This is a genomic window from Arthrobacter sp. lap29 (assembly GCF_032458965.1).
Classification (GTDB): domain Bacteria; phylum Actinomycetota; class Actinomycetes; order Actinomycetales; family Micrococcaceae; genus Specibacter; species Specibacter psychrochitiniphilus.
This window is the reverse complement of the sequence record NZ_JAUCEK010000005.1, coordinates 226,947-248,675: the sequence shown is the minus strand read 5'-3', so window position 1 is coordinate 248,675 and position 21,729 is coordinate 226,947. Positions and strand designations below refer to the sequence as shown.

Sequence of the window (21,729 nt, the reverse complement as noted above, 5' to 3'; positions counted from 1 at the left end):
AGAAGCGAAAAGTCCGACGGCGGTTGCCTCACTAAGATGAGACAACCGCCGTCGGACTTTTCCGTGTCTTCCCTAGCTAGGGTACGTAACGCTTCCCGTGCGCCTCCCTCTATGTGGGTCTGGTTCCTAGAGCATTCGCGGCAAGTCCGGCCACCATAGCGGTCAGGCCCAGCGTAAAAGCTGCGTCAGCGTCGTTGAAACCGCCCTGATTTCGCCGCTGGTTGACCGCGGCGGCAAAGTGAGGTGCCTGCGGGGCCAAGGATCCGGCGTCGAAAATATCAGCGGGAGCATTGACATCATAGGCGGAGCCATAAATGAATGACTCCAGCGCCACTACGGCGTCAATGATGGAATCCGAGGGCCAGCCGGCCGCAAGGAAGCCCTTCGTAACGGCCTCATACATGGTGATTGTGGCGGGTGCGTTGGTGACCGGCAGCAGTGCAATCACAGGGATCAGCGGCAAGTGCGCGGCAAAAACATTACGGTAGGAATGCGCCCAAATCTTGACGGCTTCCGCCCATGGTTCCACCCCAAAAGCAGTGACATCCACCCGGCCCATCAAGTGATCCTCCACCAGCAGCAGCACATCCTGCTTGGAGCGGACATGGTTATACAGCGCCGAGGGGGCCACATTCAGTGATTTGGCGAGCGCCGCCATGGTCAGGCCCTTGTACCCGTCAGCGCTAACCAGCTTCAGTGCAGCTTTGGTGATGCGAGCGGAACTGAGTACCGCCTGTGGTGGGCGCCCTGCCCGGCGTCGTGCATGGGTGGGTGCGCCTGCAGCTGAGCCCAAGGTCACGTCCCCTTCCGTGCGCAACGGCGCAAGATTTTTACTCCACCCTCTTTACGGGAGGCGGTGATGTCGGTTACAGTCTAATCTAAATGAACGGCATTCATTTAGTGAAGCCTGTCACGAGCAGCTTCGCAGGAGAGGGAAATATGACATCCGAGACAATCAGCATGGACCGCGACGTCGTCATCATCGGCGCAGGACCGTCAGGGCTCACCGCAGCACGCGAATTGAAAAAGGCTGGCCTGAGCGTGGCCGTTCTTGAGGCGCGGGATCGCGTGGGCGGGCGCACCTGGTCCAACACGATCGACGGCGCTTGGCTGGAAATTGGCGGTCAGTGGGTCTCCCCGGATCAGACTGCGCTGATTGGTCTACTCGACGAGCTCGGCCTGGACACCTACCCCCGCTACCGCGACGGCGACAGCGTTTACCTGGCGCCGGATGGCACCCGCACCCGCTACACCGGTGAGATGTTCCCCGTCAGCGCCGAAACCGAGGCTGCGATGAACAAGCTCATCGAGACCCTAGACGCGCTCGCTGCCGCCATGGACCCGGCCAAACCTTGGGAGCACCCGGCGGCACGCGAGCTGGACATCATCTCCTTCCACCATTGGTTGCGCAGCCAGTCCGAAAATGAGGAGGCCTGCAACAACATTGGCCTGTTCATTGCCGGCGGCATGCTCACCAAGCCCGCCCACGCCTTCTCCGCATTACAGGCCGTGCTCATGGCCGCCTCGGCAGGCTCCTTCAGCAACCTAGTTGATGACAATTTCATCCTGGACAAGCGGGTCATCGGCGGCATGCAGGGACTCTCCCTCGCCATAGCTGCCGGTTTGGGTGAGGACGTTATCTTGAACTCCCCGGCCCGCACCATCCGCTGGGAAGAGGCCGACGGCGGCTACCGCGCCACCGTGATTGCCGACGGCGCCACCGTGAGAGCCAAGCGCGTAGTCATGGCCGTCCCGCCAAACCTGTACAGCCGCGTCTCCTTCGACCCGCCGCTGCCGCGCCGCCAGCACCAGATGCACCAGCACCAGTCCCTGGGCTTCGTGATCAAGGTTCACGCCGTGTACGAAACCCCGTTCTGGCGTAAGGACGGACTCTCCGGTACCGGCTTCAGCGCTTCCTCCCTGGTTCAGGAGGTGTATGACAACACGAACCACGAGGATCCCCGCGGCACTTTGGTGGGGTTCATCTCCGATGAAAAAGCTGACTACGTCTTCACCCTCAGCGCTGAAGAACGCAAGAAGGCCATCACAGCAGCCCTCGCCGAATTCCTTGGCGATGAAGCAGCCGAGCCGGTGGTCTACTACGAATCTGATTGGGGCTCGGAGGAGTGGACCCGTGGCGCCTACGCTTCCAGCTACGATCTGGGCGGTCTGCACCGCTATGGCGCCGATCAGCTGACACCCGTTGGGCCCATCCACTGGTCCTGTTCCGACCTCGCAGCAGAGGGCTACCAGCACGTTGACGGGGCTGTGCGCATGGGCCAGGACACTGCAGCGAAGCTGATCGCAGAACTGGTGTAGCAACCGTTGGCGGGCTGGCCCCGCCCGGCATCCCCGGCACCACAATGACAATGACGTCCTGAGGAGGACCCTTTATGCGGTATGTAGTTGGATATACGGCCAACGGCCGTGGCGGCGATGCCGTCAACCTAGCGGTTGCCTTGGCCCGCCGCCAAGGGGCCGCCTTGGACCTTGTCATGGTGATGCCTGAGGATTCGCCATACAACGGTGTCTACCCGCCCGCGGCGGGCTTTGAAAACATTTTGGCTCAGCAGGTTGGTCAGTGGCTGGAGGAAGGCTTGGCCTTGATCCCCTCCGACGTTGTGGCCACGGCGCACGTGGTCCGGGGTGAATCTGAAGCTAGCGCCTTGATCGAGGCAGCCAAAGACCTCCACGCTTCGGCGCTGATCATCGGCGCCAGCAGCACAGGCCTGTTCAAACGTTTCACCGTTGGTTCGGTGGCCAGTGCCTTGCTGCACGCATCGGCCGTTCCTGTGGTTTTGGCTCCCGCCGGTTATAGCCGCACTGAGCCCATTACCCGCCTGACCTGCGCCGTTGGTTCGCGTGAGGGTGCCGAACAAGTGCTCATGGTGGGGCTCACCACGGCTAGGCGCCGCGGCTTGCCGCTGCGCCTCGTTTCCCTCGTAGCCCTTGGCAACGATGACGGCGGCACCACAGTAGAGGATGCCAGCAAGCACTTGCATGGGCTCGTCGATGCCAGTGCAGCGCTCGATGCGGACTTGTTGGCGCAACTGGACATCGAAGTTGTGGTCGGTAGCGGGCGGACCATTGAGGACGCCGTTGATGGCCTGCATTGGAAGAAGGGTGAGATCTTGATCATCGGATCCAGCCGGCTAGCACAAGGTAAGTCCATATTCCTGGGCAGCACGGCCAACCGCATCCTGCGCGCCCTGCCTGTGCCTATGATCGTGGTTCCTCGAGACTATGCGGGAACTGCGGATGATCTGCTCCAAACCAGCCAGGTTCCCGTGGTTGACCCCGCGGGGCCATCATCGGTTGCCCCCACATCGGAAGTAAAAGAGGCAGGCAAATGAGTTCTCGGGACACAGTAAGGAATGCCACGGGAGATCACGGGCTGAGCGAGAAGGGCCTCAAGGCCGGCTCGGTTGGTCTGATTGGCGCGGTAGTCATAGGTATCTCCTGCATCGCTCCGGCCTATACGCTCACCGCGGCTCTGGGCCCCACCGTTTCGGAAGTGGGGGTGCACCTACCTGCCATCTTCCTTGTAGGCTTCATCCCCATGCTCTTGGTGGCCCTTGGTTATCGGGAACTGAACAATGCCATGCCCGACGCCGGCACCTCCTTCACATGGGCATCGCGCGCCTTTGGTCCATGGCTGGGGTGGATGGGTGGCTGGGGACTGATCGCTGCCACCATCATTGTGCTCTCTAACCTGGCTGCCGTTGCGGTGGACTTCTTTTATCTAATGTTGGCGCAGATCTTCAGCAATCCGGGCCTAGCTGATCTGACCCGCATCCTGCCCTTGAACATTGCCACCACGCTGGTCTTCATTGCCGGCGCCTGCTGGATCTCATACCGGGGCATGGAAACAACCAAATCCTTCCAGTACATACTGGTGGCATTTCAGCTGCTGGTGCTGGGCTGGTTTGCGATTGCGGCCTTCGCGCACGTTGCCAATGGCACAGCCTTTGACGCCACTACCATTTCGGCCGACTGGTTCAACCCCTTCGCGGTTGAATCCTTCTCCCAATTTGCTGCGGGAGTGTCCTTGTCCATCTTCATCTTCTGGGGCTGGGACGTGACCTTGACCATGAACGAGGAGACAAAAAACCCGAAGAAAACCCCAGGGCGGGCCGCCACCGTCACGATCGTGGTGATTGTCTTGATCTACATGACGGTTTCTTTGGCTACCTTGTCCTTCGCCGGGATTGGAACAACCGGTCTGGGCGCGGGAAACCCAGAGAATCAGAACAGCATCTTTGCTGTGTTGGCAGGGCCAGTCATGGGACCCTTTGCCATCTTGATGTCACTGGCCATCTTGAGCTCATCCGCCGCATCACTGCAATCCACCTTTGTCTCCCCAGCCAGGACGCTGCTATCAATGGGACACTACCAAGCCCTACCGAAGAGCTTTGGCAAGATCAGCCCCACCTATAAGTCCCCGGGGTATGCCACGATCGTCGCCGCCATTGCTGCAGCAGCGTTCTACATCGTCACCCGGACACTGTCCGAGAATGCTCTGTGGGACACCATTACGGCCTTGGGCATGATGATCTGCTTCTACTACGGCATCACCGCGCTGGCCTGTGTCTGGTACTTCCGGGCAGAAGCTTTTCACGGTGCAAAGAATTTTGTGTTCAAGTTCCTGGCCCCACTAGTAGGCGGCGTGATCTTGCTGGTCATGTTCTTCAAGACCGCCTATGACTCCATGGATCCCGCTTACGGTTCCGGCTCCAACATTGGCGGGCTCGGCTTGGTGTTCATCCTGGGCTGTGGGGTGCTCTTGCTGGGGGTGGTGCTGATGTTCATCATGTACAAGCGCAGCCCCGAGTTCTTCAAGGGCCAAGTCCTGAGCCGGGCCAGCCAGCCCTATAACCCGTAACCGGAGCAGGGATCCCAAAAAGGACGGAGCTTGCGGGAAGGGACGGCGGTAGACCGCCGTCCCTTCCCGCAAGCTCCGTCCTTTAACGTTCCGGCGGTCAGCTCTTGGGGCGGCGGGCTTCCTCGCGCTCCTTGGCCAGCTTCGCCTCGGCGCGAGCCTTGGCGTGCACGGAGCGTTCCTCAACCAGCCACGCCGGGGGAGCCTGCAGCAGCGCGGTGATCTCCGCCGTCGTGAGTGCCTCGGTAATTTCTGAACGGTTCAGGCCACCAATGGAGATGTTCAACTTCTGCGCAATCACTGGGCGCGGGTGCGGGCCATTGCGGCGAAGCTCGGCCAGCCACTCCGGGGGAGTGTCCTGCAAAACCTTGAATTCCTCCCGGCTGATCGCGTTCTCTTGGAATTCAGCGGGAGCCGCGGGCAGGTGGATGCCCAGCTTCTTGGCCGCTGTGGCGGATTTCATGGCTTGGGGGGAAGGTTTGATGCTCATATATCAAGGGTACCGGTGCGGAGACGGTAGTTTAGTGGCAAAGCTGTGAGTTAGGGTAAACAGGTGTCTGAATCCCGCGAACTTACAGTGACCTTCATCCCGGGCGTGACCCCTGGAAAGTGGATCCACCGATGGCAGGAGCGCATGCCTGACGTGCCGCTTGTCTCAAATCCGGTTCCGGAATCCCATCAACTTGATGCCTTGCGCGCCGGCGAGGCGGACATGGCGTTTGTCCGCCTGCCCGTGGACAAGTCCGATCTGAACGTGGTGAGCATCTACAGCGAACTCTCCGTGGTGGTGGCACCTAAGGATCACCCTATCGCCGCCTTCGAAGAGCTCGACGTTGCGGATCTGGCCGACGAATACCTGCTGGCTGACCCCGATGACTTCCCGGCCTGGCGCGATATTTCCACCGAAATTGCCGCCGGAACCCGCAAGCCGTTGCCCGCCATGGGCTCCCTCGAAGAGGCCCTGGATCTGGTGGAGGCCGGGCTCGGCATCCTGATCCTGCCCATGTCCGTAGGCCGCCACTTCAGCCGTAAAACCCTACGATCACGGCTGCTGCACGGTGTGCCGGACACCAGCATTGGCCTCGCCTGGCCGCTTCTCGATCCGCCCAGCGCGGACGAGGAAATCTTCCAAGAGTTCATCGGCGTGGTGCGTGGCCGCAGTGCCAACAGCTCCCGCCAGCCCTCCGTCCTAGCCAAGCAGGATGCCGCACCGAAAAAGGGCGCCAAGTCTGCAAAAGGTACGACGCCGGCACGCAGTAATGCGGCCAAGTCCAAGTCCGGCGGTGCCAACCTGCGCGGCGGTGGCCGGCCAGGCGGCAAGGCGCGGGCCGCAAAGCGCGGTCGGCGCTAGTCCCCAACCCCTCCCACTGCTCGCAAGCTCGTAGCGGGTCCCTCGGGGCGGGGGCCCACCCAACCCCTCCCACTGCTCGCAAGCTCGTAGCGGGTCCCTCGGGGCGGGGGCCCACCCAACCCCTCCCACTGCTCGCAAGCTCGTAGCGGGTCCCTCGGGGCGGGGGCCCACCCGCCTGCTCCCCCGTCTTATGATCACGTCTTAAACTAAGGAACCCCCAGCGTTTGCCGGGGGTTCCTTAGTTGCGCTGTAAAAAAACTTCTTAGCGTGAAGCTTCGATCTGCTGCAGCTTCTGCTTGTTGACCAAGGTCTTGACCTGGGTCAGATCATTGATGACGTTATTGAGCTGCTTCTTTGAGGTGGGCCAGGTGGTGCCCTTGAAGCGGGTGGCGTCGGCGCCTTCCCAGCGAACGGACTGAGCCTTGCCGTCAAGGGTGGACATTGCCGTGGTGATCTGGTCAATGGCTGAAGCCAACTTGGAAACCAGTTCTGCCATGTCCTGGGGATCATTACCGATCATTGCCATGATGAACATCCTTTGCTAGAAAAATTTGCGGTTCTGCCGCTGTGCCTTCGCTGTTACCGGGGGTTTCCGGGGAAGCGATTACTTAGAATCTATCCCGGCTCCATCAACACCGTCGATGGGTTGGCCTACCCATGCAGACCTCCCCATGCCCTGTGGCCCGGCTGTGGACCGCCGGGGACGGGCCAGCGAATCATTGACACGCCGAAGGTGCCGTGCCATATTGACGTGAAATGGCGGAGGAAGAGCCCACGCCTGGTGTCTGCGCTCGAGGGAGAGACGGCTATGAAAGCGGCAATGTGGGAAATTGAAACTTTTGACTATCACACAGCCGGTGAACCCTTCCGGATTGTTCCTACCTTGCCCTTCTTAATTGAGGGCAGTACGGTGCAAGAACGGCGTGAATATGCCATCTCCGGTGATGCGGATAAGATCCGCAAGTTGCTGGTGAACGAGCCCCGCGGGCATGGCGATATGTACGGCGGGTTTGTGGTGCCGCCCAACGATCCGGGCGCACACTTCGGAGCCCTCTTCTGGCACCGTGAGGGATTCTCCACGGTCTGCGGCCACGGCACCATGGCGTTAGGAACCTGGGCCGTGCGCAGCGGCCTTGTCCGCGCCCCGGACGACGGCGACACTGACGTTGTGATTGATATTCCTTCGGGTCGCGTCACGGCAAGGGTGAGCATGCTTGAGGGGAAAGTTCATGAGGTGGCATTTAGGAACGTGCCTTCCTTTGTGGTGGCCAGGGACGTTGAAGCCCAGACCACGGATTTTGGGCGGCTGCGTGTGGACTTGGCCTGGAGCGGGGCACTGTACGCATCGCTGCCGGCAGCAGCAGTGGGTCTGGAGGTGACGCCGTCGAACTTGGCAAGAGTGGTTGCTGCGGGGCATCAAATAGTGGCCGGACTTGAAAGGCAGCCAGCCAGTTTCGGCCCCTTTGAAACAGGGATGGACGGTGTTTTCGGGACCATTTTTCATGAACCGGTGAAGGCGCCCGGAGCTGCTTTGAAACAACGCAATGTGAGCGTTTTTGCTGACGGTCAGGTGGCGCGCTCGCCCAGCGGATCGGGCACGGCGGCACGTGTGGCGTTGCTCAGCGATTCAGGAGAGTTGGCCGAGGGCGAGACATTGGAGAGCTATTCCATCATTGACTCGCGCTTTGCCGCACGCGTGGTGGATCGGCTCAGCGGACCGGACGGAGGGCTCGTGGTGGAGGTTAGCGGCCGGTCTTTCCCCGTAGGCGAAGGAAAATTTTCTCTCGATGCCGACGATGAGCTGGGACTGGGGTTTGTCTTGCGGTAACCCGGGGCCCGGCTGTTTGAGTGGACTGGTTGGCCCGGCTGTTTGAGCCGGCTTCGTTACAGCGTGGGGGTGGGCTCGTGGATTGGCGCAAAAGCTGGGACGATAAGCCTGTGATTGAACACAAAAGCCCTTCTTTGGACCACGCGCAACAAGCGCCTGCAATCCGGCGGAATCTGAAATTTTCTGATGTGCTGCGGGCGGGAAGCTCGCCCATGCCGCTGTGGATTGCTTTCGTCTTTGCTGTTTTCGCCACTGTCTCGGCCTTTGACGATGTACGGCTATTTTTCTTCTCCGATAAGGGATCACAGGCCCAGTGGCTGGTGATCGCCTGCACGTTCGCCTACTGGTTAGTGTGGATGTCAATGGCTTTCCGGCCACGGTTAGTCGCTGCGTTGTTTGTTCTCCAACTTGCCACCATGCTGCCACAAACAGAGTTGGGTGGGCCCCTCCTGTTGGCCTTCGGCACGCTAGCTGTAGCGGCGTACAGGGTTTCCGCGCGCTCCCTTGCAGTGATGGCGGGTAGTTTCTTGGTGTGGCAGTTTCTCTGGGCGTCTTTTGTCTCGGATTTGGGAACTGTGCAGCTGTGGGCCTATGTGCCGGTCACCCTCTTCGTGATGACACCGGGATTAGCTATCAAAGTGTTGCGGGAGCGGGCTATCCAGGTTGAGCGCACCCAAATGGCAGCTGATGAGAAGGCTGTCAGTGCTGCCTTGGAAGAACGCAGCGAACTAGCGCGCGAGCTTCATGATGTTGTCACTCATGGGCTCACCATGATCGCTGTGCAAGCCAACCTTGGCAAGTTTTCCCATGAAAGCCAGGCGAAGCAGGAGGCCCTCGATGAAATTGGGTCCATGGCCCGCAGTTCTCTAGATGATCTACGCCGGCTACTTGTGACCATTCGCATCGACGAGCGCCCTAACCAGAATTCCTCCGAGAATAATGTTGGAATAAAGCCCAGTGTTGCTTGTATTGACTTGGGGCTTAGTCTTAACGACTCACAGAAGCGGCTCAGCGGTCTGGGACGTCCCACCCGGGTGACAACCTCAGGAGATCTAGAGCGGATCCCCAACGGTCTGCGTCCCACAGTCCTGCGAATTCTTCAAGAGAGCGCCACCAACGTGCTCAAGCATTCGGGCAAGGGTGCGCACTGTGAGATCTCCTTGAATGTGGGAGAGGACAGCTTGAAGGTAGTGATCCGCAGCCGCATGACAGCAGGGACGCCGCGCTTACCTGCTTCCGGAACCGGCTTGGCGGGGCTGCGTGAACGGACTTCGCGGCTGGGCGGAAGTCTCGAGGCAGGCGCAGAGGGACGCTGGTGGAGTGTCAGTGCCGTCTTGCCGTTTAAAGGGCGCCAGACACTGGCCTAGCAGACTAACTCCGTCAGGATGACCACAAAAGGTATTTTATTGGCTCGATCGAAAAAAGTGACCATAAGGCTAATCTTGATCTTTTTGCTCTTCAAACCCTAGTCCACGGGGACAGTCATGCCCCTAAAGCATTGAAGCGCGGGTGCTCTGTGCATAACCTGAAATGTATTGGGCGGCAGTTTATCCCAGCTAATTAGGGACCTAGCCAGAGCACGTCCAACCCGCACGTTTGGAGATCATCATGAACGCACACATTTTCTCAACACGCACAAGCGCCGTAGCGCCAGCAAAGTTGATGCCGGCAGGTATCTGGCCCACAGATTCCACCACCCTTCCCACGCGCTAGAAGGTAGCTAGAGACGGGCTGGATGATTTCCCCTAGTGCCAGAGCTACGTAGACTGACACCATGAGTGTGCCGATTGATGAAGTCCAGACAATTGAGATAGTCATTGTTGACGACGAAAAATTTGTGCGGGGAGCCCTGCGAACATACCTATCCCAGACCAAGGACCTTGTGGTTGTTGCTGAGGGGGAGAACGGCGAAGATGCCATTCGTCTGGCTCGGGAGCACCGCCCCGACGTCATGCTAATTGATTTGCAGATGCCAGTCATGGACGGTGTCACCGCCATTCGCCACATTGTGGCTCAAAATCAGGAGATAGGCATTCTTGTGGTCACTGGCCACATCTCCGACATCCATCTTAAAGCGGCACTGCTGGCAGGTGCGGGCGGCTACGTGGTCAAGGACGCGGAACCCGAAAGAATCGTGGCAGCCGTGAGGGATGTACACGCGGGGGATTGCCCTATTGACCCTGCCGTTGCGCACTTACTTATTGAAGATCTCCGAGGCAGCCGTCCGGTGACCCGGGGAGACCAAAACATTGAGCTGACGGAGCGGGAAGAAGAAGTACTCAAATTGCTGTGCGATGGCCGCAGCAACAGTGAGATTGCCGCTGAGCTTTACCTCTCTGAATCGACCGTGAAATACCATCTAGTTCGATTAGGCAGGAAGTTTTCCACGCGAGACCGCCTGCAACTGGTGGTAACAGCGTTGCGTTCCGGATTGGTCAGCTAGAGAGCTCTTATTGCTCAAAAGCACTCATTTAAGGCCCCAAAAGGGGTCTTACAGCAGCGTTCTTTAAAGACTATCCAAAAGGACAGGCTTAAAGGGTGTGCTGTCCGTATCCGGGCGGAAGCTGTGGACCTAAGCTGAGAGAACTGTGGCCTCTGGTGCTACAGGCCCGCCATTGAAAGGAACACCCATGAAATCCCCCTTTACCTCCGTAGGCATCGCTGCAGTGCTCACCGCAGGACTCATCATGGCGCCGGGGCTTTCAGCTGCCCAGGCTAGCGGCCCTGATACTCAAGCCCCCATCACGTCGACGCAGTCCACCAACGTTACTGGAGGCTCGAATGCGGGCAATCCCATTTCTAGCGGGGCTGTAAGCACTTATGGCATGTTCTTCATCCCCTGCAACATCTTTTTCCTCCGCCTCTGCTAGAAGCAGCGATACAATCCAGATTGATAGCAGTGAGAGCGTCATCGGGTGAACCCGATGACGCTCTCTGCTTTAGAAACCCTGGGCTTTACGGTAGCGGCGCATCTGCTGGTGACGGCGGATCAGGCTGTCCCGGCGCGGGGTTTGCTCCGTTCCGGGTTCTTCCGCTGTCAAATCGATGTGACTCTCCCCGAACTGCCACAGCAGCAAATCATCCAATAACCGATCCGGTCCGGGGGAGTACCTGTGATCCAGCGCCTTGCGAACATTGGAAATGATCTCTGGCTGCAAGAGCGCGGCCAAGTCCACTGTCTTACCCAACCCGTGCGCGGCTACCAGCTCGGCAGCCCAGCCCCAATCATCGTCGGATTTCCTATCAACATGCGGCAGCAAGGTTTGCCAGACAGCCTTGATCCGGTTGGGGGTCAGTGAAACATTGCCCTCACCGTCCGTATCCCAGTAACTAGTGACTGTTTCATACCGGTCATGGAGCTCCGAGAACGCAGACTCAACGGTCTCCAACATGGCTGCCGTAGCCGTGAACTGGCGGTCAAAGTACGGGCTCCACGCGCGTGGATCCTGGGACTTGAAACGAATATCATGCTCAATCTCGCTCCACGCATGCGCGAAGATGGTGCGGATTTGGCATTCAAAAAAGTAACTGCCGCTGGGCTTTGTCTCTGGATCCAGGAGTGACTGATAAGCCCGCACCACATCATTTTGAATGGTGCGCAGGATCAGGTGACGGCTGGAGTAGCCATACGTTCCCGACTCAATGGAACCAATATCCTTTTCGGTATCGCCACGGCAGTCAAAAATACTGCGCTGGCGCTTGATCAGGTTGGCGGCCTGCGCGTTCTCGCCCGGCAAGGTGGTGATGACACGCACGCCCACCATATCGGTCAGGTTGCGCAACGGGTCAGGGAACTGCAAGGTGGGGGCGGCATCGGGTTCGGGCACCATCCGGGAAGCCTTCTCCCTAAACGATTCAACTGTTTTTGTGCGGCTCGTGACAAAGAGCGGCTTGTCCTCGGCTTCTGAAAGAACTTCGCGGATGAGAGATTCCAGCTCAGCGGTGACGTCCATTAGTGCCGGCCTGGTCCGTTCGAAGTCTGCCACCGAGGCGCGCACGGCCGGGCGCAGTGAATCATCGAGACGTTCCCAATTGCTACTCATTATCCGAGCTTAATCGGCATTGCGGTGCACGGGCGAACAGCGATGCCGCGTGTCAGAGAAAAATTGAGTCCAGTTGGTCGCTAGGCAGCCTGCTGCGATGAGAGCGCCAACACAGCTGGCACCGTAGTCTTGTGCCATGTTGACTGTTATTGGTGAAGCCTTGATCGATGAAGTTGTGCACGCCGGACAGGGGGCTGTTCCGCATGTGGGTGGCAGCCCCATGAACGTGGCTGTTGGGCTGGCACGGTTGGGGCACCCCGTCCAGTTCCTTGGCCGCATGGGCCAGGACGCCTACGGTGACATGGTGTCCGGCCACTTGAAAAGCAATGACGTCCTGGTGCCGTTGCTTCCCGATCAGCTGCCCACCTCCGTGGCTCGGGCGGTGTTGGATGCCAACGGCGCCGCCAGTTACGAATTTGCGCTGGACTGGACGCTGCCTGCCCTGGCAAGTTCCGGGGGTTCGGGCGAAAGCGTTGGGAGCTTCATGCTGAACGGGACCACCTTGCTGCACACTGGCTCCATTGCCACCATGCTGGCCCCCGGCGAGGACCACGTGCTGGCTGCCGTCATCAGCGCCCATCCTCACGCAACCATCTCCTACGATCCCAACTGCCGCCCCAGCATCATTGCGGATGTGGCCCACGCCCGCAGCCAGGTGAAAAAATTTGTCCAGCTAGCTGACGTCATCAAGGCCTCCGATGAGGACCTCGCCTGGCTATACCCCGGCGTTGACCCTAAGGAATCGGCCCGCAAATGGCTGGCTCACGGCGGTGCGGAAGGCCCCGCCGTCGTGGTTCTTACACAGGGTGCAGACGGGCCGTGGGCAGTGTGCGCAGCCGGTGAAGTAGCCTGCCAAGTGCCCTCCGTAGAGGTTGTGGATACGGTGGGGGCGGGGGATTCGTTTATGGCGGCACTGCTCTCTGGCCTCGTGGACAGGGAATTGGACGGCGCCCAGCGTCGAGCCGAACTTCGAGCCATCAGTAGCGGGGTCCTGGCTGACATCATTGATTATGCTGCCCGTGCAGCAGCAATCACCGTTTCCCGTGCGGGAGCCAACCCGCCACACCGCACCGAACTGCAGAATTAAGCAGAAGTAACTAGAGAGGTAACCATGTTTGACTACGATCCATACGCATTTTTGACCCCCGTGCCGAGCTTTGAGGTGCGCAGTGATTCCTTCACCGACGGGAGCGTTTTTGCCCCCGCGCAAGTCCATGCCGGCGCGCATCCGGACGGTTTGGATCTTTCACCGGCGCTGTCCTGGAGCGGGTTCCCGGCAGAAACACGCAGTTTTGTGGTGACCATGTTTGATCCCGACGCGCCCACCGCGAGCGGGTATTGGCATTGGGCAGTGGCGGACCTCCCGGTTTCCACCACCTCGCTGGCGCAAGGTGCCGGGACACCCGGATCGCCGCAGCTGCCCGCCGGAGCCCTGTGCCTGAAGAACGACGCCGGGTTCCCCGGTTACATGGGCTCGGCACCTCCTGCAGGGCATGGGGCGCACCGGTACATGGTGGTGGTGCATGCTGTGGATGTGCAGACGTTGGAGCTTTCCCCAGATACCACTGCCGCTACCCTGGGCTTCAACCTGCATTTCCATACGCTGGCCCGTGCCCGGCTCACGGGACTTTTTGAACTGTAACTACTGGGTGGGCCATAGCCGTAGCCGTAGTGCGGCCCGCACAAGTGGGACTTTGGCAGAAGTTGGATAGCCTTGAGTATGCGTTTAATTGCCAGCGATATAGACGGAACCATTCTGGGCCACGACGGTTTGATCAGCCAGCGCACCGTGGAGGCCTTTGCCGGCGCTGCCGCAGCGGGCGTTGACATTGTGTTTGTGACAGGACGTCCGCCCCGCTGGCTCGACCCCATCCGGGAACAGATCGGCCACACCGGCACAGTCATCTGCTCCAACGGCGCCGTCAGTTACGATCTCGCCACGGAAGAAGTGACGGCGTCGCACGTCCTGGACTGGGACACCGTGGCGCAGGTACGCGCCATCGTCACAGAGCTGGCGCCCGAACCGTACTTTGCACTGGAATCACTCACAGGCTTTCACGTGGAAGACGGCTTCTTTGGCAACCGGACCGCCGGCGCAGGCTTGGTGCCCGGTGCGCTCACCCCGGGCATGGCCGATGGTGGCATCATCAAGATGCTCGCCATTCTCCACAGCGGCAATGCCGACGAGTTCCTGAACCTGGTCCGCCCCGGCGTGGCCTCCCTGATGACCGTCACCCACTCGGCACCCGATATGGCCCTGCTTGAAATGGGCCCGCTGGGTGTCAACAAGGCCGTCACCTTGGCCCAGTACGCAGCAGCCCGGGGGATCGATGCCGCTGACGTTGTGGCTTTCGGTGACATGCCCAATGACATTGAAATGTTGTCCTGGGCAGGGGCCGGGTACGCCATGGCCAGTGGACATCCGGATGCGCTCGCGGCCGCAGCGTTGCAGGCGCCACGTTTTGAGCTCGACGGCGTAGCCCAAGTCATCGAGTCCCGTCTGGCCGCGCTTCGGCTGGCATGAGTGCGCGGGAACGGGCCGGGGACTGAAGCCGATGGCTAAGAATAAACCTCCGAAACCATTTTTACTCTCCGCTGGGCGGTTGGCCATTGCGCATCGAGGCTACTCCCGGGATGGTCTGGAGAATTCCTTAACGGCCTTCAAAGAGGCTCTCGATTTAGGCTTTGACTACGTTGAAACTGACATCAACACCACGGCAGACGGTGTTGCCATGGTGTTTCATGATGCAACGCTGGAGCGCACCACCGATGGTCATGGCAGCATTGCCGAGCTACCGTATGCCGAGGTGCGCAAGGCGCGCATTGCTGGCAGGGAAGTCATCGCCACGCTGGAGGAATTTGTTACGGCCCTGCCGGAGGCCAGATTCAACATTGACGTCAAGGATGCCGGCTCCGTGGGCCCGTTGATTGCGGCCATTGAAAAGCACGGGCTGCACCATAGGGTTTGCGTGGCTTCCTTCTCCGACAAGCGGCGCCGTTCGGTGTTGGCCGGGTTGAGTCAACCCGTGGCCAGCTCACCCGGACAACGTCTTCTTGTGGCATATTTTCTTCTCTCATGGTGGCTGCCGGCACCGGTTATTCGGAAATTAATGCGTGATGTGGACGTTTTGCAGATCCCTACGCACTACGGCCGTGTACCGCTTGTTACGGAGTCTGGGGTGCGCCGGGCGCACGCGCTGGGCCTGAAAGTTCATGTCTGGACCATTAATGATCCGGCAGAGATGGAACGGCTTTTTGACATGGGTGTGGACGGCATTATGACGGACAGGGCAGACCTTTTAGCCGCCGTCATGCGCCGCAGGGGCTATTGGGCGTAACGTTCGGCCATGTTAGAGACGGGTGGGAGGATGGAGACATGCGAATCCTCATTGCCCCGGACAAGTTCAAGGGGACCCTCACAGGTCCGGAAGCCGCTGCAGCCATGGCTGAAGGTGCGCTGCGGGTCTACCCCGACGCAGTAGTCACCGCCTTGCCCATAGCCGATGGCGGCGAAGGGACAGTGGAGGCTGCTGTTGCTGCTGGTTTTTCAGAGCGCCTGAACGCCGTGGTGGGGCCCATCATCAAGCCCGTTGGTGCCGTCTGGGGTTTTCACGAAGACAGCAAGGTGGCCGTCATTGAAACGGCGCAGGCCAGTGGATACCTGCTGAGCGAGCCCACAGTGGAAAACTCCCTGCGCGCTCACTCTTATGGCTGCGGACAGTTGATTGCCGCGGCACTGGATGCCGGTGCCACGGAAATCATTATTGGTTTGGGTGGTTCCGCCATGACCGACGCCGGTACGGGCGCCCTGCGTGCGCTGGGCCTGAAACTCCTAGATGGCCAAGGGAACCTGGTACCGCTGGGCGGAGGCTCACTGCTTGACGTGGTGGCGCTTGATGCCAGCGGCTTGGATCCCCGGCTGGCGGACGTGAAGGTGCGGATGGCTGTGGATGTGGACAATCCGCTCTACGGCCTCAACGGTGCCGCACACATTTTTGGCCCTCAGAAGGGAGCGGACCCGGACGCCGTGGAACTTTTGGATGCCGGGCTGCGCAACCTGGCCTCGGTGGTCAGGGAAGCCACAGGCGTTGATATTGACACACCCGGAGCGGGAGCAGCGGGCGGTTTCCCGTCAACGTTCATCGCCTACGCCGGCGCCCTGGTGGAGCGCGGATTTGACCTTGTCGCTGACCTGATCGAACTTGAAAAAGCCCTGGATGAAGCTGATCTAGTCATCACGGGCGAAGGCTCCCTGGATGAGCAGTCGTTATCAGGGAAGGGGCCCCTGGGCGTGGCTGACGCCGCCCACGCGAGGGGCATTCCCGTGGTGGTGGTGGCCGGACGCATCACCGTGACGTTCGAGCAATTGGCCAAGCACGGGGTGGTTGCAGCGGTCAGCGTAACGGATGTTGCCGGGTCCCCGGAAGCGGCATTGGCGGACGCTGCCCGGTACACCACGCGTGCCACCTCCGAAGCGCTCAACGGCATCTAAAAACCCAGCGTTGAGAATAAGGTGCGGCTAGGGGGCCTTACTCAGGGCCGGCTCTTCTTCGTGTTCCAAAGGATCGCTTGCCGTGCCGCGCCACTTCGCCAGGGCGCTCATGCCGTGGTAAATGATCAACGCGGTGGCCGTGCCCAGTGCGATGCCCTCAAAGCTGAGGGTTCCTACGGACCAGCTGAAGTTCGCAATGCCCACAATCAGTGCGACGGCGGCCGTGGTCAAGTTGATGTTGTTGGAGAAGCTGACCTTGTTCTGCACCCAAATCCGCACCCCCAGGACACCGATCATGCCGTAGAGCAGCGTCGCGGCGCCGCCCAATACGCCCACGGGGACGGTGGCGATCAGTTCACCGAACTTGGGGGAGAAGCTCAGCAGTAGCGCGGCCAGGCCGGCCACGTAGTAGGCGGCGGTGGAGTACACCTTGGTGGCCGCCATGACGCCAATGTTTTCTGCATAGGTGGTGGTACCGGAGCCGCCGCCAAAGCCGGCCAAGGTGGTGGCAACGCCGTCGGCAATAATGGCCCGCCCAGCGTACGGGTCAAGGTCCTCACCGGTCATGAGTGCCACAGACTTCACATGGCCAATGTTCTCGGCAATCAGAACCAGCACCACGGGGATGAAAAGGCCCAGGACGGCGAAGTGGAACGTGGGGGTTTGGAAATGGGGCAGGCCAATCCATGCGGCGGAGTCCATCTTGCTGAAGTCAACCTCATGGCGCAGCACGGCCACCAAGTAACCCACCACCACGCCAACCAATATGGCCAGACGGCCCAAAATACCGCGGAACAAGACGCTGACCAAGATGATGGTCAGGAGAGTGACGAGCGCCGTGATGGGCGCCTGCTCAAAGTTGCCGCGAGCCGCCGGTGCCAGATTCAAGCCGATCAGGGCAACAATAGTTCCCGTCACCGGGGCGGGCATGAGGCGGTTGATCCACTCCGCACCGAACTTTTGCACAATCAACCCCAAGAGGGCCAGTGTCACGCCGGCCACCACAACGCCTCCCAGTGCTCCGGACACGCCAAATTGCTGTTGGGAGGCCATGATGGGGGCAATGAAGGCGAAGCTTGAGCCAAGGTAACTGGGCACACGGCCCCGGGTCATGACCAGGAACAGCAAGGTGCCGATGCCGGAGAAGAACAGTGTGGTGGCAGGGGGCATGCCGGTGATCAGGGGCACCAAGAAGGTGGCGCCGAACATGGCCACCACGTGCTGTAAGCCTATGCCGATGGTGAGGGGCCAACTTAGCCGCTCATCAGGAGTGACAACCTGCCCTGGAGTGATGGACTTGCCATCGCCGTGAACGCTCCATTTTGTGCCCAGCAAACTCATCTTTTTCTCTCTGTTTGTGCCGGGCTTAAGTATCCGGTCCGCAGATAAGAATATAGGAGGCGCGGGGCTTAGGGGTGCGGGATGTGTCCCTCGTTGGCCAGAAGTACGACGCCGAGGAGATCGTTCAGTGCGTGGGCCAAGTCCGGGTGGGCTAGCTCATACCGGGATCGCCGGCCTTCTGCTACTGCAACGGCCAGGCCGCATTCACGCAGGCAGGAGAGGTGGTTGGACATTTTCTGGCGGGAAACGTCCAAGCGCTTCGCCAGGTCTGCGGGATACTGCGGTTCCCTGGCCAAGCTGATCAAGATTTCGGCCCGGGTGGGGTCGGAGAGTGCATAGCCAAAACGGGCCAGCACTGCTGCGTTGCTAATGGGCTTCATTCTCAATATCATACAGCATTTGGTGAATTCAGCGTTGACTGTACTATTAGAGCATGTCTGGTCACAATCATTCCCACTCCCATGCTGGGGCTCCCGGCGAAAGTCACCATGGCCGCATTGCTGTGGCTTTGGGGATCACGCTGGTGGTCTTTGTTGTCCAAGTGATCGGTTCCATTATCACTGGTTCGCTGGCCCTGCTTTTCGATTCAGCGCATGTGCTCACCGATGCCGGGGGGCTGGCCATGGCGCTATTGGCTGCACGGTTGATGGTGCGGCCAGCTAACAGCAGGCGCACGTGGGGCTTTGCCCGTGCCGAGGTACTGGCGGCCACAGCGCAAGCCGCGGTGCTTCTCGCCGTCGGACTTGTGGTGTTGGTGGAAGGCATTCAGAGGCTCTTTAATCCCACGGAGATTGCCTCCAAGGAAATGATTGTGTTCGGAGCCATCGGCCTCTTGGGCAACATTGTCTCCATGTTTGTGCTGATGGGCGGGCGCAACAAGAACTTCAACATGAGGGCAGCGTTCCTTGAGGTGGTCAACGATGCGCTCGGCTCGGTGGCCGTGATTGTGGCCGCGATCATCATCGCCACCACTGGCTGGATGCAGGCCGACGCCCTTGTTGCCATGCTGATTGGCGCCCTGATCCTGCCGCGCACCGTGAAGTTGCTGCTGGAGACAGTCCACGTGCTGCTGGAATCGACGCCGTCCGGGCTGGACCTGGACGAAGTCCGCGAGCACATTCTCGGCATTGACCACGTGCGCAGCGTGCACGATCTGCACGCCAGCCAGATCGCAACGGGTCTGCCCATTCTCTCGGCCCACGTGGTGGTGGACGATGAATGCTTCCATGACGGGCACGCACCTCAGATGCTCGACGCCCTGCAAAGTTGTGTAGCTGGGCACTTTGCTCTCAGCATTGAACATTCCACCTTCCAGCTGGAGACCGCGAGTCACGCAGAACACGAACTCGGCGCCCATCACTAAGAGAGACATGAAAAATGCGCCCGCCTCCCGAAAATGCGCCCCGTCTGCGGGGCGCATTTTCGGGAGGCGGGCGCGAAACTTCCGCCGAGGCTAGGAGATGACGCCGTCCACGAGCGCCTTCGCCTCTGCCTGCACCTGTGCCAAGTGCTCGGGACCCTTGAAGGATTCGGCGTAGATCTTGTAGACGTCCTCGGTGCCTGAGGGGCGGGCCGCGAACCAGGCGTTTTCGGTGGTGACCTTCAACCCGCCAATTGCCGCCCCGTTGCCGGGCGCCTCGGTCAGCTTGGCCGTGATGGTTTCCCCGGCCAAGGTGGTGGCGGAAACGTCCGCAGCGGAGAGCTTGCCCAACGCAGCTTTTTGCTCACGGGTGGCGGCCGCGTCAATGCGCGCGTACGACGGCGCCCCGAAGCGGTCTGTCAGCTCACCATAATGAACCGAGGGAGACTTGCCGGTGACGGCGGTGATTTCCGAGGCGAGCAGGGCCAGCAGGATGCCGTCCTTGTCCGTGGTCCAGACAGATCCGTCCTTCTTTACAAACGATGCGCCAGCGGACTCCTCGCCGCCAAAGACGCCCTCGCCGGAGAGTAGTCCGGGCACAAACCACTTGAAGCCGACGGGCACCTCGACGAGTTGGCGGCCAAGATCCGCAGCTACCCGGTCAATGATGGAGGAGGACACCAGTGTCTTGCCAACCCCGGCTGTTGCGGGCCACTGGGTGCGGTGCGTGTAGAGGTATTGGATGGCCACGGCCAGGTAGTGGTTCGGGTTCATGAGCCCCGCATCCGGGGTGACGATGCCATGGCGGTCGGCGTCGGCGTCGTTACCGGTGGCAATGTCATAAGGTGCCCCGGCCGCAAGCTTGTTGATCAAGGAGGCCATGGCCGACGGCGATGAGCAGTCCATGCGGATCTTCTCATCCCAGTCCAGGGTCATGAAGGCCCACTGCGGGTCCACAAGGGGGTTCACCACTGTCAGGTCCAAGTGGTGGCGCTCACCAATTTCACCCCAGTAATCAACGGAGGCGCCGCCCATGGGGTCCGCCCCGATGCGCACGCCCGCGGACCGGATGGCATCCAGATTCAGTACGGAGGGCAGATCATCCACGTAGCCGGAGAGGAAATCGAACTTCCCCGTGGTGGCCGCGGCCAGAGCCTCGGTGAAGGGCACTCGGCGCACACCGCGCAATCCGTCCTCCAGCAGCGCATTGGCACGGTTGGCGATCCAGCCTGTCGCGTCGGAATCGGCCGGGCCGCCGTGCGGGGGGTTGTACTTAAAGCCTCCGTCGCCAGGCGGATTGTGGGACGGGGTCACCACAATGCCGTCGGCCAAAGCATCAGTGCGGCCCTTGTTGTAGGAGAGGATGGCGTGCGAAACAGCAGGGGTCGGTGTGTAGCCGTGGCGTGCGTCGATCAAAACCTGTACGCCGTTGCCAGCCAACACCTCAAGGGCGGTGTTCTGTGCAGGCTCACTCAAGGCGTGGGTGTCCTTGCCCATGAACAAGGGGCCGGTGATGCCCTGGCCGGCACGGTATTCCACAATAGCTTGCGTGATAGCGGCAATATGGCCCTCGTTGAAGGATGCCTTCAACGAGCTGCCGCGGTGTCCGGAGGTGCCAAAGGCAACCCGCTGCCCCGGATCGCTGAGGTCCGGCAACAGATCGTAGTACGCATCCATCAAAGCAGTGATGTCAACAAGGTCTTGGGGAAGGGCAAGAGTGCCCGCGCGGCTAGCCATGAACACAGCATGACAGAGCCGAACCCCGTATGGCACGCGTTGCCCAGAGTGTGAACTACAAAAGGAGTGCCGTTTCTAGGGTGACGATGGCTGCTGGATTACCATGGAGGTCAATACCAGTTATAAATTTGTGCCATGGCGGGCACACATCCTGTAGGAGAAAAAAGTGTCCAACCAGCCGGATCAGCCGCAGCCATACGTGCCCCCGGGCTACTACGCCCCACCGGTTCCCCCGTACATTCCTCCGGCCCAGCAGGAACAGCCGAACTATGCGCAGCCGAACTATGCGCAACCGAACTACGCCCAGCCGGCGCAGCAGGAGCAGTACGCCCAGCCGCAGTTTCAGCAGCCGCCACAGTTCAACGCCCCCGCCTACTATCAAGGCGGCCCTGGCTACCCCGGAAATTATGGGCCCAAGGGATTGAGCGTGGCGAGCATGGTCATTGGGCTGGTCTCAATCTTCATGCTCGGCATCTTCATTGTCCCGCAAATTGTGGGCGTCATCTTAGGACACAAGGGCCTCAAGCAGGAAAGTCCCCAGGGCCGTGGATTCGCTATCACGGGTCTGGTGACAAACTACCTGGCCCTGGTGGGTTACGGCCTCATTGTTGGGCTGTGGGTGGTCCTGATGGTGGCCGTTGGTTCCTCCTCCTCATACTCCTACTAATAATCTGCCAAAGTACATGAGGCGGCACGGA

At 60.2% G+C, this 21,729-nt stretch carries 22 protein-coding genes; 15 read left to right on the top strand and 7 right to left on the bottom strand.

Annotated features, from left to right (window positions below; genetic code table 11):
• Positions 1 to 109: 109 nt before the first annotated feature.
• A complete protein-coding gene (locus tag RY113_RS10780) occupies positions 110 to 793 on the bottom strand; it encodes a TetR/AcrR family transcriptional regulator (RefSeq protein ID WP_315914641.1) in 684 nt (227 codons plus the stop codon).
• Positions 794 to 939: 146 nt separating this feature from the next.
• Here RY113_RS10780 and RY113_RS10775 point away from each other — a divergent pair, with 146 nt between their 5' ends.
• From RY113_RS10775 to RY113_RS10765, 3 genes are all read left to right on the top strand, one after another.
• Entirely contained in the window at positions 940 to 2,319 is a 1,380-nt protein-coding gene (locus tag RY113_RS10775) for an NAD(P)/FAD-dependent oxidoreductase (protein ID WP_315914532.1), read from the top strand.
• Positions 2,320 to 2,393: 74 nt separating this feature from the next.
• Complete coding sequence (locus tag RY113_RS10770) at positions 2,394 to 3,353, top strand: universal stress protein (RefSeq protein WP_315914531.1); 960 nt, start codon at positions 2,394 to 2,396, stop codon at positions 3,351 to 3,353.
• A complete protein-coding gene (locus RY113_RS10765; protein ID WP_110105782.1) occupies positions 3,350 to 4,882 on the top strand; it encodes an APC family permease in 1,533 nt (510 codons plus the stop codon). The genes RY113_RS10770 and RY113_RS10765 overlap by 4 nt, the downstream gene beginning before the upstream one ends.
• A gap of 97 nt (positions 4,883 to 4,979) precedes the next feature.
• Here the strand turns inward: RY113_RS10765 and RY113_RS10760 are convergent, their stop codons facing one another.
• Positions 4,980 to 5,342, bottom strand: coding sequence for a DUF5997 family protein (locus tag RY113_RS10760; protein WP_110105939.1), 363 nt, complete (start codon positions 5,340 to 5,342; stop codon positions 4,980 to 4,982).
• Between the two features lie 90 nt (positions 5,343 to 5,432).
• On the opposite strand from RY113_RS10760, the gene RY113_RS10755 reads away from it, so the two are divergent.
• Entirely contained in the window at positions 5,433 to 6,230 is a 798-nt protein-coding gene (locus RY113_RS10755) for a substrate-binding domain-containing protein (protein WP_110105783.1), read from the top strand.
• 262 nt (positions 6,231 to 6,492) lie between these two features.
• On the opposite strand, the gene RY113_RS10750 is transcribed toward RY113_RS10755, so the two are convergent.
• Positions 6,493 to 6,756, bottom strand: a complete 264-nt coding sequence (locus RY113_RS10750) for a hypothetical protein (protein ID WP_146212954.1) — start codon at positions 6,754 to 6,756, stop codon at positions 6,493 to 6,495.
• Between the two features lie 282 nt (positions 6,757 to 7,038).
• On the opposite strand from RY113_RS10750, the gene RY113_RS10745 reads away from it, so the two are divergent.
• From RY113_RS10745 to RY113_RS10730, 4 genes are all read left to right on the top strand, one after another.
• Positions 7,039 to 8,058, top strand: coding sequence for a proline racemase family protein (locus tag RY113_RS10745; protein ID WP_315914530.1), 1,020 nt, complete (start codon positions 7,039 to 7,041; stop codon positions 8,056 to 8,058).
• 212 nt (positions 8,059 to 8,270) lie between these two features.
• On the top strand, positions 8,271 to 9,425 hold the full coding sequence (locus RY113_RS10740) for a sensor histidine kinase (protein WP_146213020.1): 1,155 nt from the start codon (positions 8,271 to 8,273) through the stop codon (positions 9,423 to 9,425).
• A gap of 407 nt (positions 9,426 to 9,832) precedes the next feature.
• The gene (locus RY113_RS10735) at positions 9,833 to 10,501 is read left to right on the top strand and encodes a response regulator transcription factor (protein WP_315914529.1); all 669 of its coding nucleotides are present in this window, start codon (positions 9,833 to 9,835) and stop codon (positions 10,499 to 10,501) included.
• Between the two features lie 187 nt (positions 10,502 to 10,688).
• Complete coding sequence (locus RY113_RS10730; RefSeq protein ID WP_110105787.1) at positions 10,689 to 10,928, top strand: hypothetical protein; 240 nt, start codon at positions 10,689 to 10,691, stop codon at positions 10,926 to 10,928.
• Between the two features lie 69 nt (positions 10,929 to 10,997).
• Here the strand turns inward: RY113_RS10730 and RY113_RS10725 are convergent, their stop codons facing one another.
• Positions 10,998 to 12,101, bottom strand: coding sequence for a GTP pyrophosphokinase family protein (locus RY113_RS10725; RefSeq protein WP_110105788.1), 1,104 nt, complete (start codon positions 12,099 to 12,101; stop codon positions 10,998 to 11,000).
• 136 nt (positions 12,102 to 12,237) lie between these two features.
• Here RY113_RS10725 and RY113_RS10720 point away from each other — a divergent pair, with 136 nt between their 5' ends.
• The 5 genes from RY113_RS10720 (at position 12,238) to RY113_RS10700 (ending at position 16,593) form a co-directional block, all read left to right on the top strand.
• On the top strand, positions 12,238 to 13,188 hold the full coding sequence (locus tag RY113_RS10720) for a carbohydrate kinase (RefSeq protein WP_315914528.1): 951 nt from the start codon (positions 12,238 to 12,240) through the stop codon (positions 13,186 to 13,188).
• Positions 13,189 to 13,212: 24 nt separating this feature from the next.
• Positions 13,213 to 13,743 carry a YbhB/YbcL family Raf kinase inhibitor-like protein gene (locus tag RY113_RS10715; protein WP_110105790.1) on the top strand — a complete coding sequence of 177 codons (531 nt, stop codon included), beginning with the start codon at positions 13,213 to 13,215 and terminating at the stop codon, positions 13,741 to 13,743.
• Between the two features lie 78 nt (positions 13,744 to 13,821).
• Entirely contained in the window at positions 13,822 to 14,625 is an 804-nt protein-coding gene (locus tag RY113_RS10710; protein ID WP_110105791.1) for an HAD-IIB family hydrolase, read from the top strand.
• A 31-nt stretch (positions 14,626 to 14,656) separates the two neighbouring features.
• The gene (locus RY113_RS10705; RefSeq protein WP_315914527.1) at positions 14,657 to 15,439 is read left to right on the top strand and encodes a glycerophosphodiester phosphodiesterase; all 783 of its coding nucleotides are present in this window, start codon (positions 14,657 to 14,659) and stop codon (positions 15,437 to 15,439) included.
• A 38-nt stretch (positions 15,440 to 15,477) separates the two neighbouring features.
• Positions 15,478 to 16,593, top strand: coding sequence for a glycerate kinase (locus RY113_RS10700; RefSeq protein WP_315914526.1), 1,116 nt, complete (start codon positions 15,478 to 15,480; stop codon positions 16,591 to 16,593).
• Between the two features lie 27 nt (positions 16,594 to 16,620).
• Here RY113_RS10700 and RY113_RS10695 read toward each other — a convergent pair whose 3' ends face one another.
• A complete protein-coding gene (locus tag RY113_RS10695) occupies positions 16,621 to 17,934 on the bottom strand; it encodes a uracil-xanthine permease family protein (protein WP_110105794.1) in 1,314 nt (437 codons plus the stop codon).
• Between the two features lie 68 nt (positions 17,935 to 18,002).
• Positions 18,003 to 18,314: a helix-turn-helix transcriptional regulator gene (locus RY113_RS10690; protein WP_110105795.1), complete on the bottom strand. Its 312-nt coding sequence runs from the start codon at positions 18,312 to 18,314 to the stop codon at positions 18,003 to 18,005.
• Between the two features lie 53 nt (positions 18,315 to 18,367).
• On the opposite strand from RY113_RS10690, the gene RY113_RS10685 reads away from it, so the two are divergent.
• A complete protein-coding gene (locus tag RY113_RS10685) occupies positions 18,368 to 19,297 on the top strand; it encodes a cation diffusion facilitator family transporter (RefSeq protein WP_110105796.1) in 930 nt (309 codons plus the stop codon).
• A 90-nt stretch (positions 19,298 to 19,387) separates the two neighbouring features.
• Here the strand turns inward: RY113_RS10685 and pgm are convergent, their stop codons facing one another.
• Entirely contained in the window at positions 19,388 to 21,031 is a 1,644-nt protein-coding gene (pgm, locus tag RY113_RS10680; RefSeq protein ID WP_315914525.1) for a phosphoglucomutase (alpha-D-glucose-1,6-bisphosphate-dependent), read from the bottom strand.
• 166 nt (positions 21,032 to 21,197) lie between these two features.
• Here pgm and RY113_RS10675 point away from each other — a divergent pair, with 166 nt between their 5' ends.
• Positions 21,198 to 21,698 carry a DUF4190 domain-containing protein gene (locus RY113_RS10675; protein ID WP_110105798.1) on the top strand — a complete coding sequence of 167 codons (501 nt, stop codon included), beginning with the start codon at positions 21,198 to 21,200 and terminating at the stop codon, positions 21,696 to 21,698.
• Positions 21,699 to 21,729: the final 31 nt, after the last annotated feature.

Bases quoted from the DNA above. Each gene is read 5' to 3' on its own strand.
- RY113_RS10700 (WP_315914526.1), top strand. From the start codon at position 15,478: ATGCGAATCCTCATTGCCCCGGACAAGTTCAAGGGGACCCTCACAGGT.
- RY113_RS10745 (WP_315914530.1), top strand. From the start codon at position 7,039: ATGAAAGCGGCAATGTGGGAAATTGAAACTTTTGACTATCACACAGCC.
- RY113_RS10765 (WP_110105782.1), top strand. From the start codon at position 3,350: ATGAGTTCTCGGGACACAGTAAGGAATGCCACGGGAGATCACGGGCTG.
- RY113_RS10735 (WP_315914529.1), top strand. From the start codon at position 9,833: ATGAGTGTGCCGATTGATGAAGTCCAGACAATTGAGATAGTCATTGTT.
- RY113_RS10715 (WP_110105790.1), top strand. From the start codon at position 13,213: ATGTTTGACTACGATCCATACGCATTTTTGACCCCCGTGCCGAGCTTT.
- RY113_RS10730 (WP_110105787.1), top strand. From the start codon at position 10,689: ATGAAATCCCCCTTTACCTCCGTAGGCATCGCTGCAGTGCTCACCGCA.
- RY113_RS10725 (WP_110105788.1), bottom strand. From the start codon at position 12,101: ATGAGTAGCAATTGGGAACGTCTCGATGATTCACTGCGCCCGGCCGTG.
- RY113_RS10710 (WP_110105791.1), top strand. From the start codon at position 13,822: ATGCGTTTAATTGCCAGCGATATAGACGGAACCATTCTGGGCCACGAC.
- RY113_RS10770 (WP_315914531.1), top strand. From the start codon at position 2,394: ATGCGGTATGTAGTTGGATATACGGCCAACGGCCGTGGCGGCGATGCC.
- RY113_RS10695 (WP_110105794.1), bottom strand. From the start codon at position 17,934: ATGAGTTTGCTGGGCACAAAATGGAGCGTTCACGGCGATGGCAAGTCC.
- RY113_RS10775 (WP_315914532.1), top strand. From the start codon at position 940: ATGACATCCGAGACAATCAGCATGGACCGCGACGTCGTCATCATCGGC.
- RY113_RS10705 (WP_315914527.1), top strand. From the start codon at position 14,657: ATGGCTAAGAATAAACCTCCGAAACCATTTTTACTCTCCGCTGGGCGG.
- RY113_RS10690 (WP_110105795.1), bottom strand. From the start codon at position 18,314: ATGAAGCCCATTAGCAACGCAGCAGTGCTGGCCCGTTTTGGCTATGCA.
- RY113_RS10760 (WP_110105939.1), bottom strand. From the start codon at position 5,342: ATGAAATCCGCCACAGCGGCCAAGAAGCTGGGCATCCACCTGCCCGCG.
- pgm (WP_315914525.1), bottom strand. From the start codon at position 21,031: ATGGCTAGCCGCGCGGGCACTCTTGCCCTTCCCCAAGACCTTGTTGAC.
- RY113_RS10740 (WP_146213020.1), top strand. From the start codon at position 8,271: ATGCCGCTGTGGATTGCTTTCGTCTTTGCTGTTTTCGCCACTGTCTCG.
- RY113_RS10750 (WP_146212954.1), bottom strand. From the start codon at position 6,756: ATGGCAATGATCGGTAATGATCCCCAGGACATGGCAGAACTGGTTTCC.
- RY113_RS10685 (WP_110105796.1), top strand. From the start codon at position 18,368: ATGTCTGGTCACAATCATTCCCACTCCCATGCTGGGGCTCCCGGCGAA.
- RY113_RS10720 (WP_315914528.1), top strand. From the start codon at position 12,238: ATGTTGACTGTTATTGGTGAAGCCTTGATCGATGAAGTTGTGCACGCC.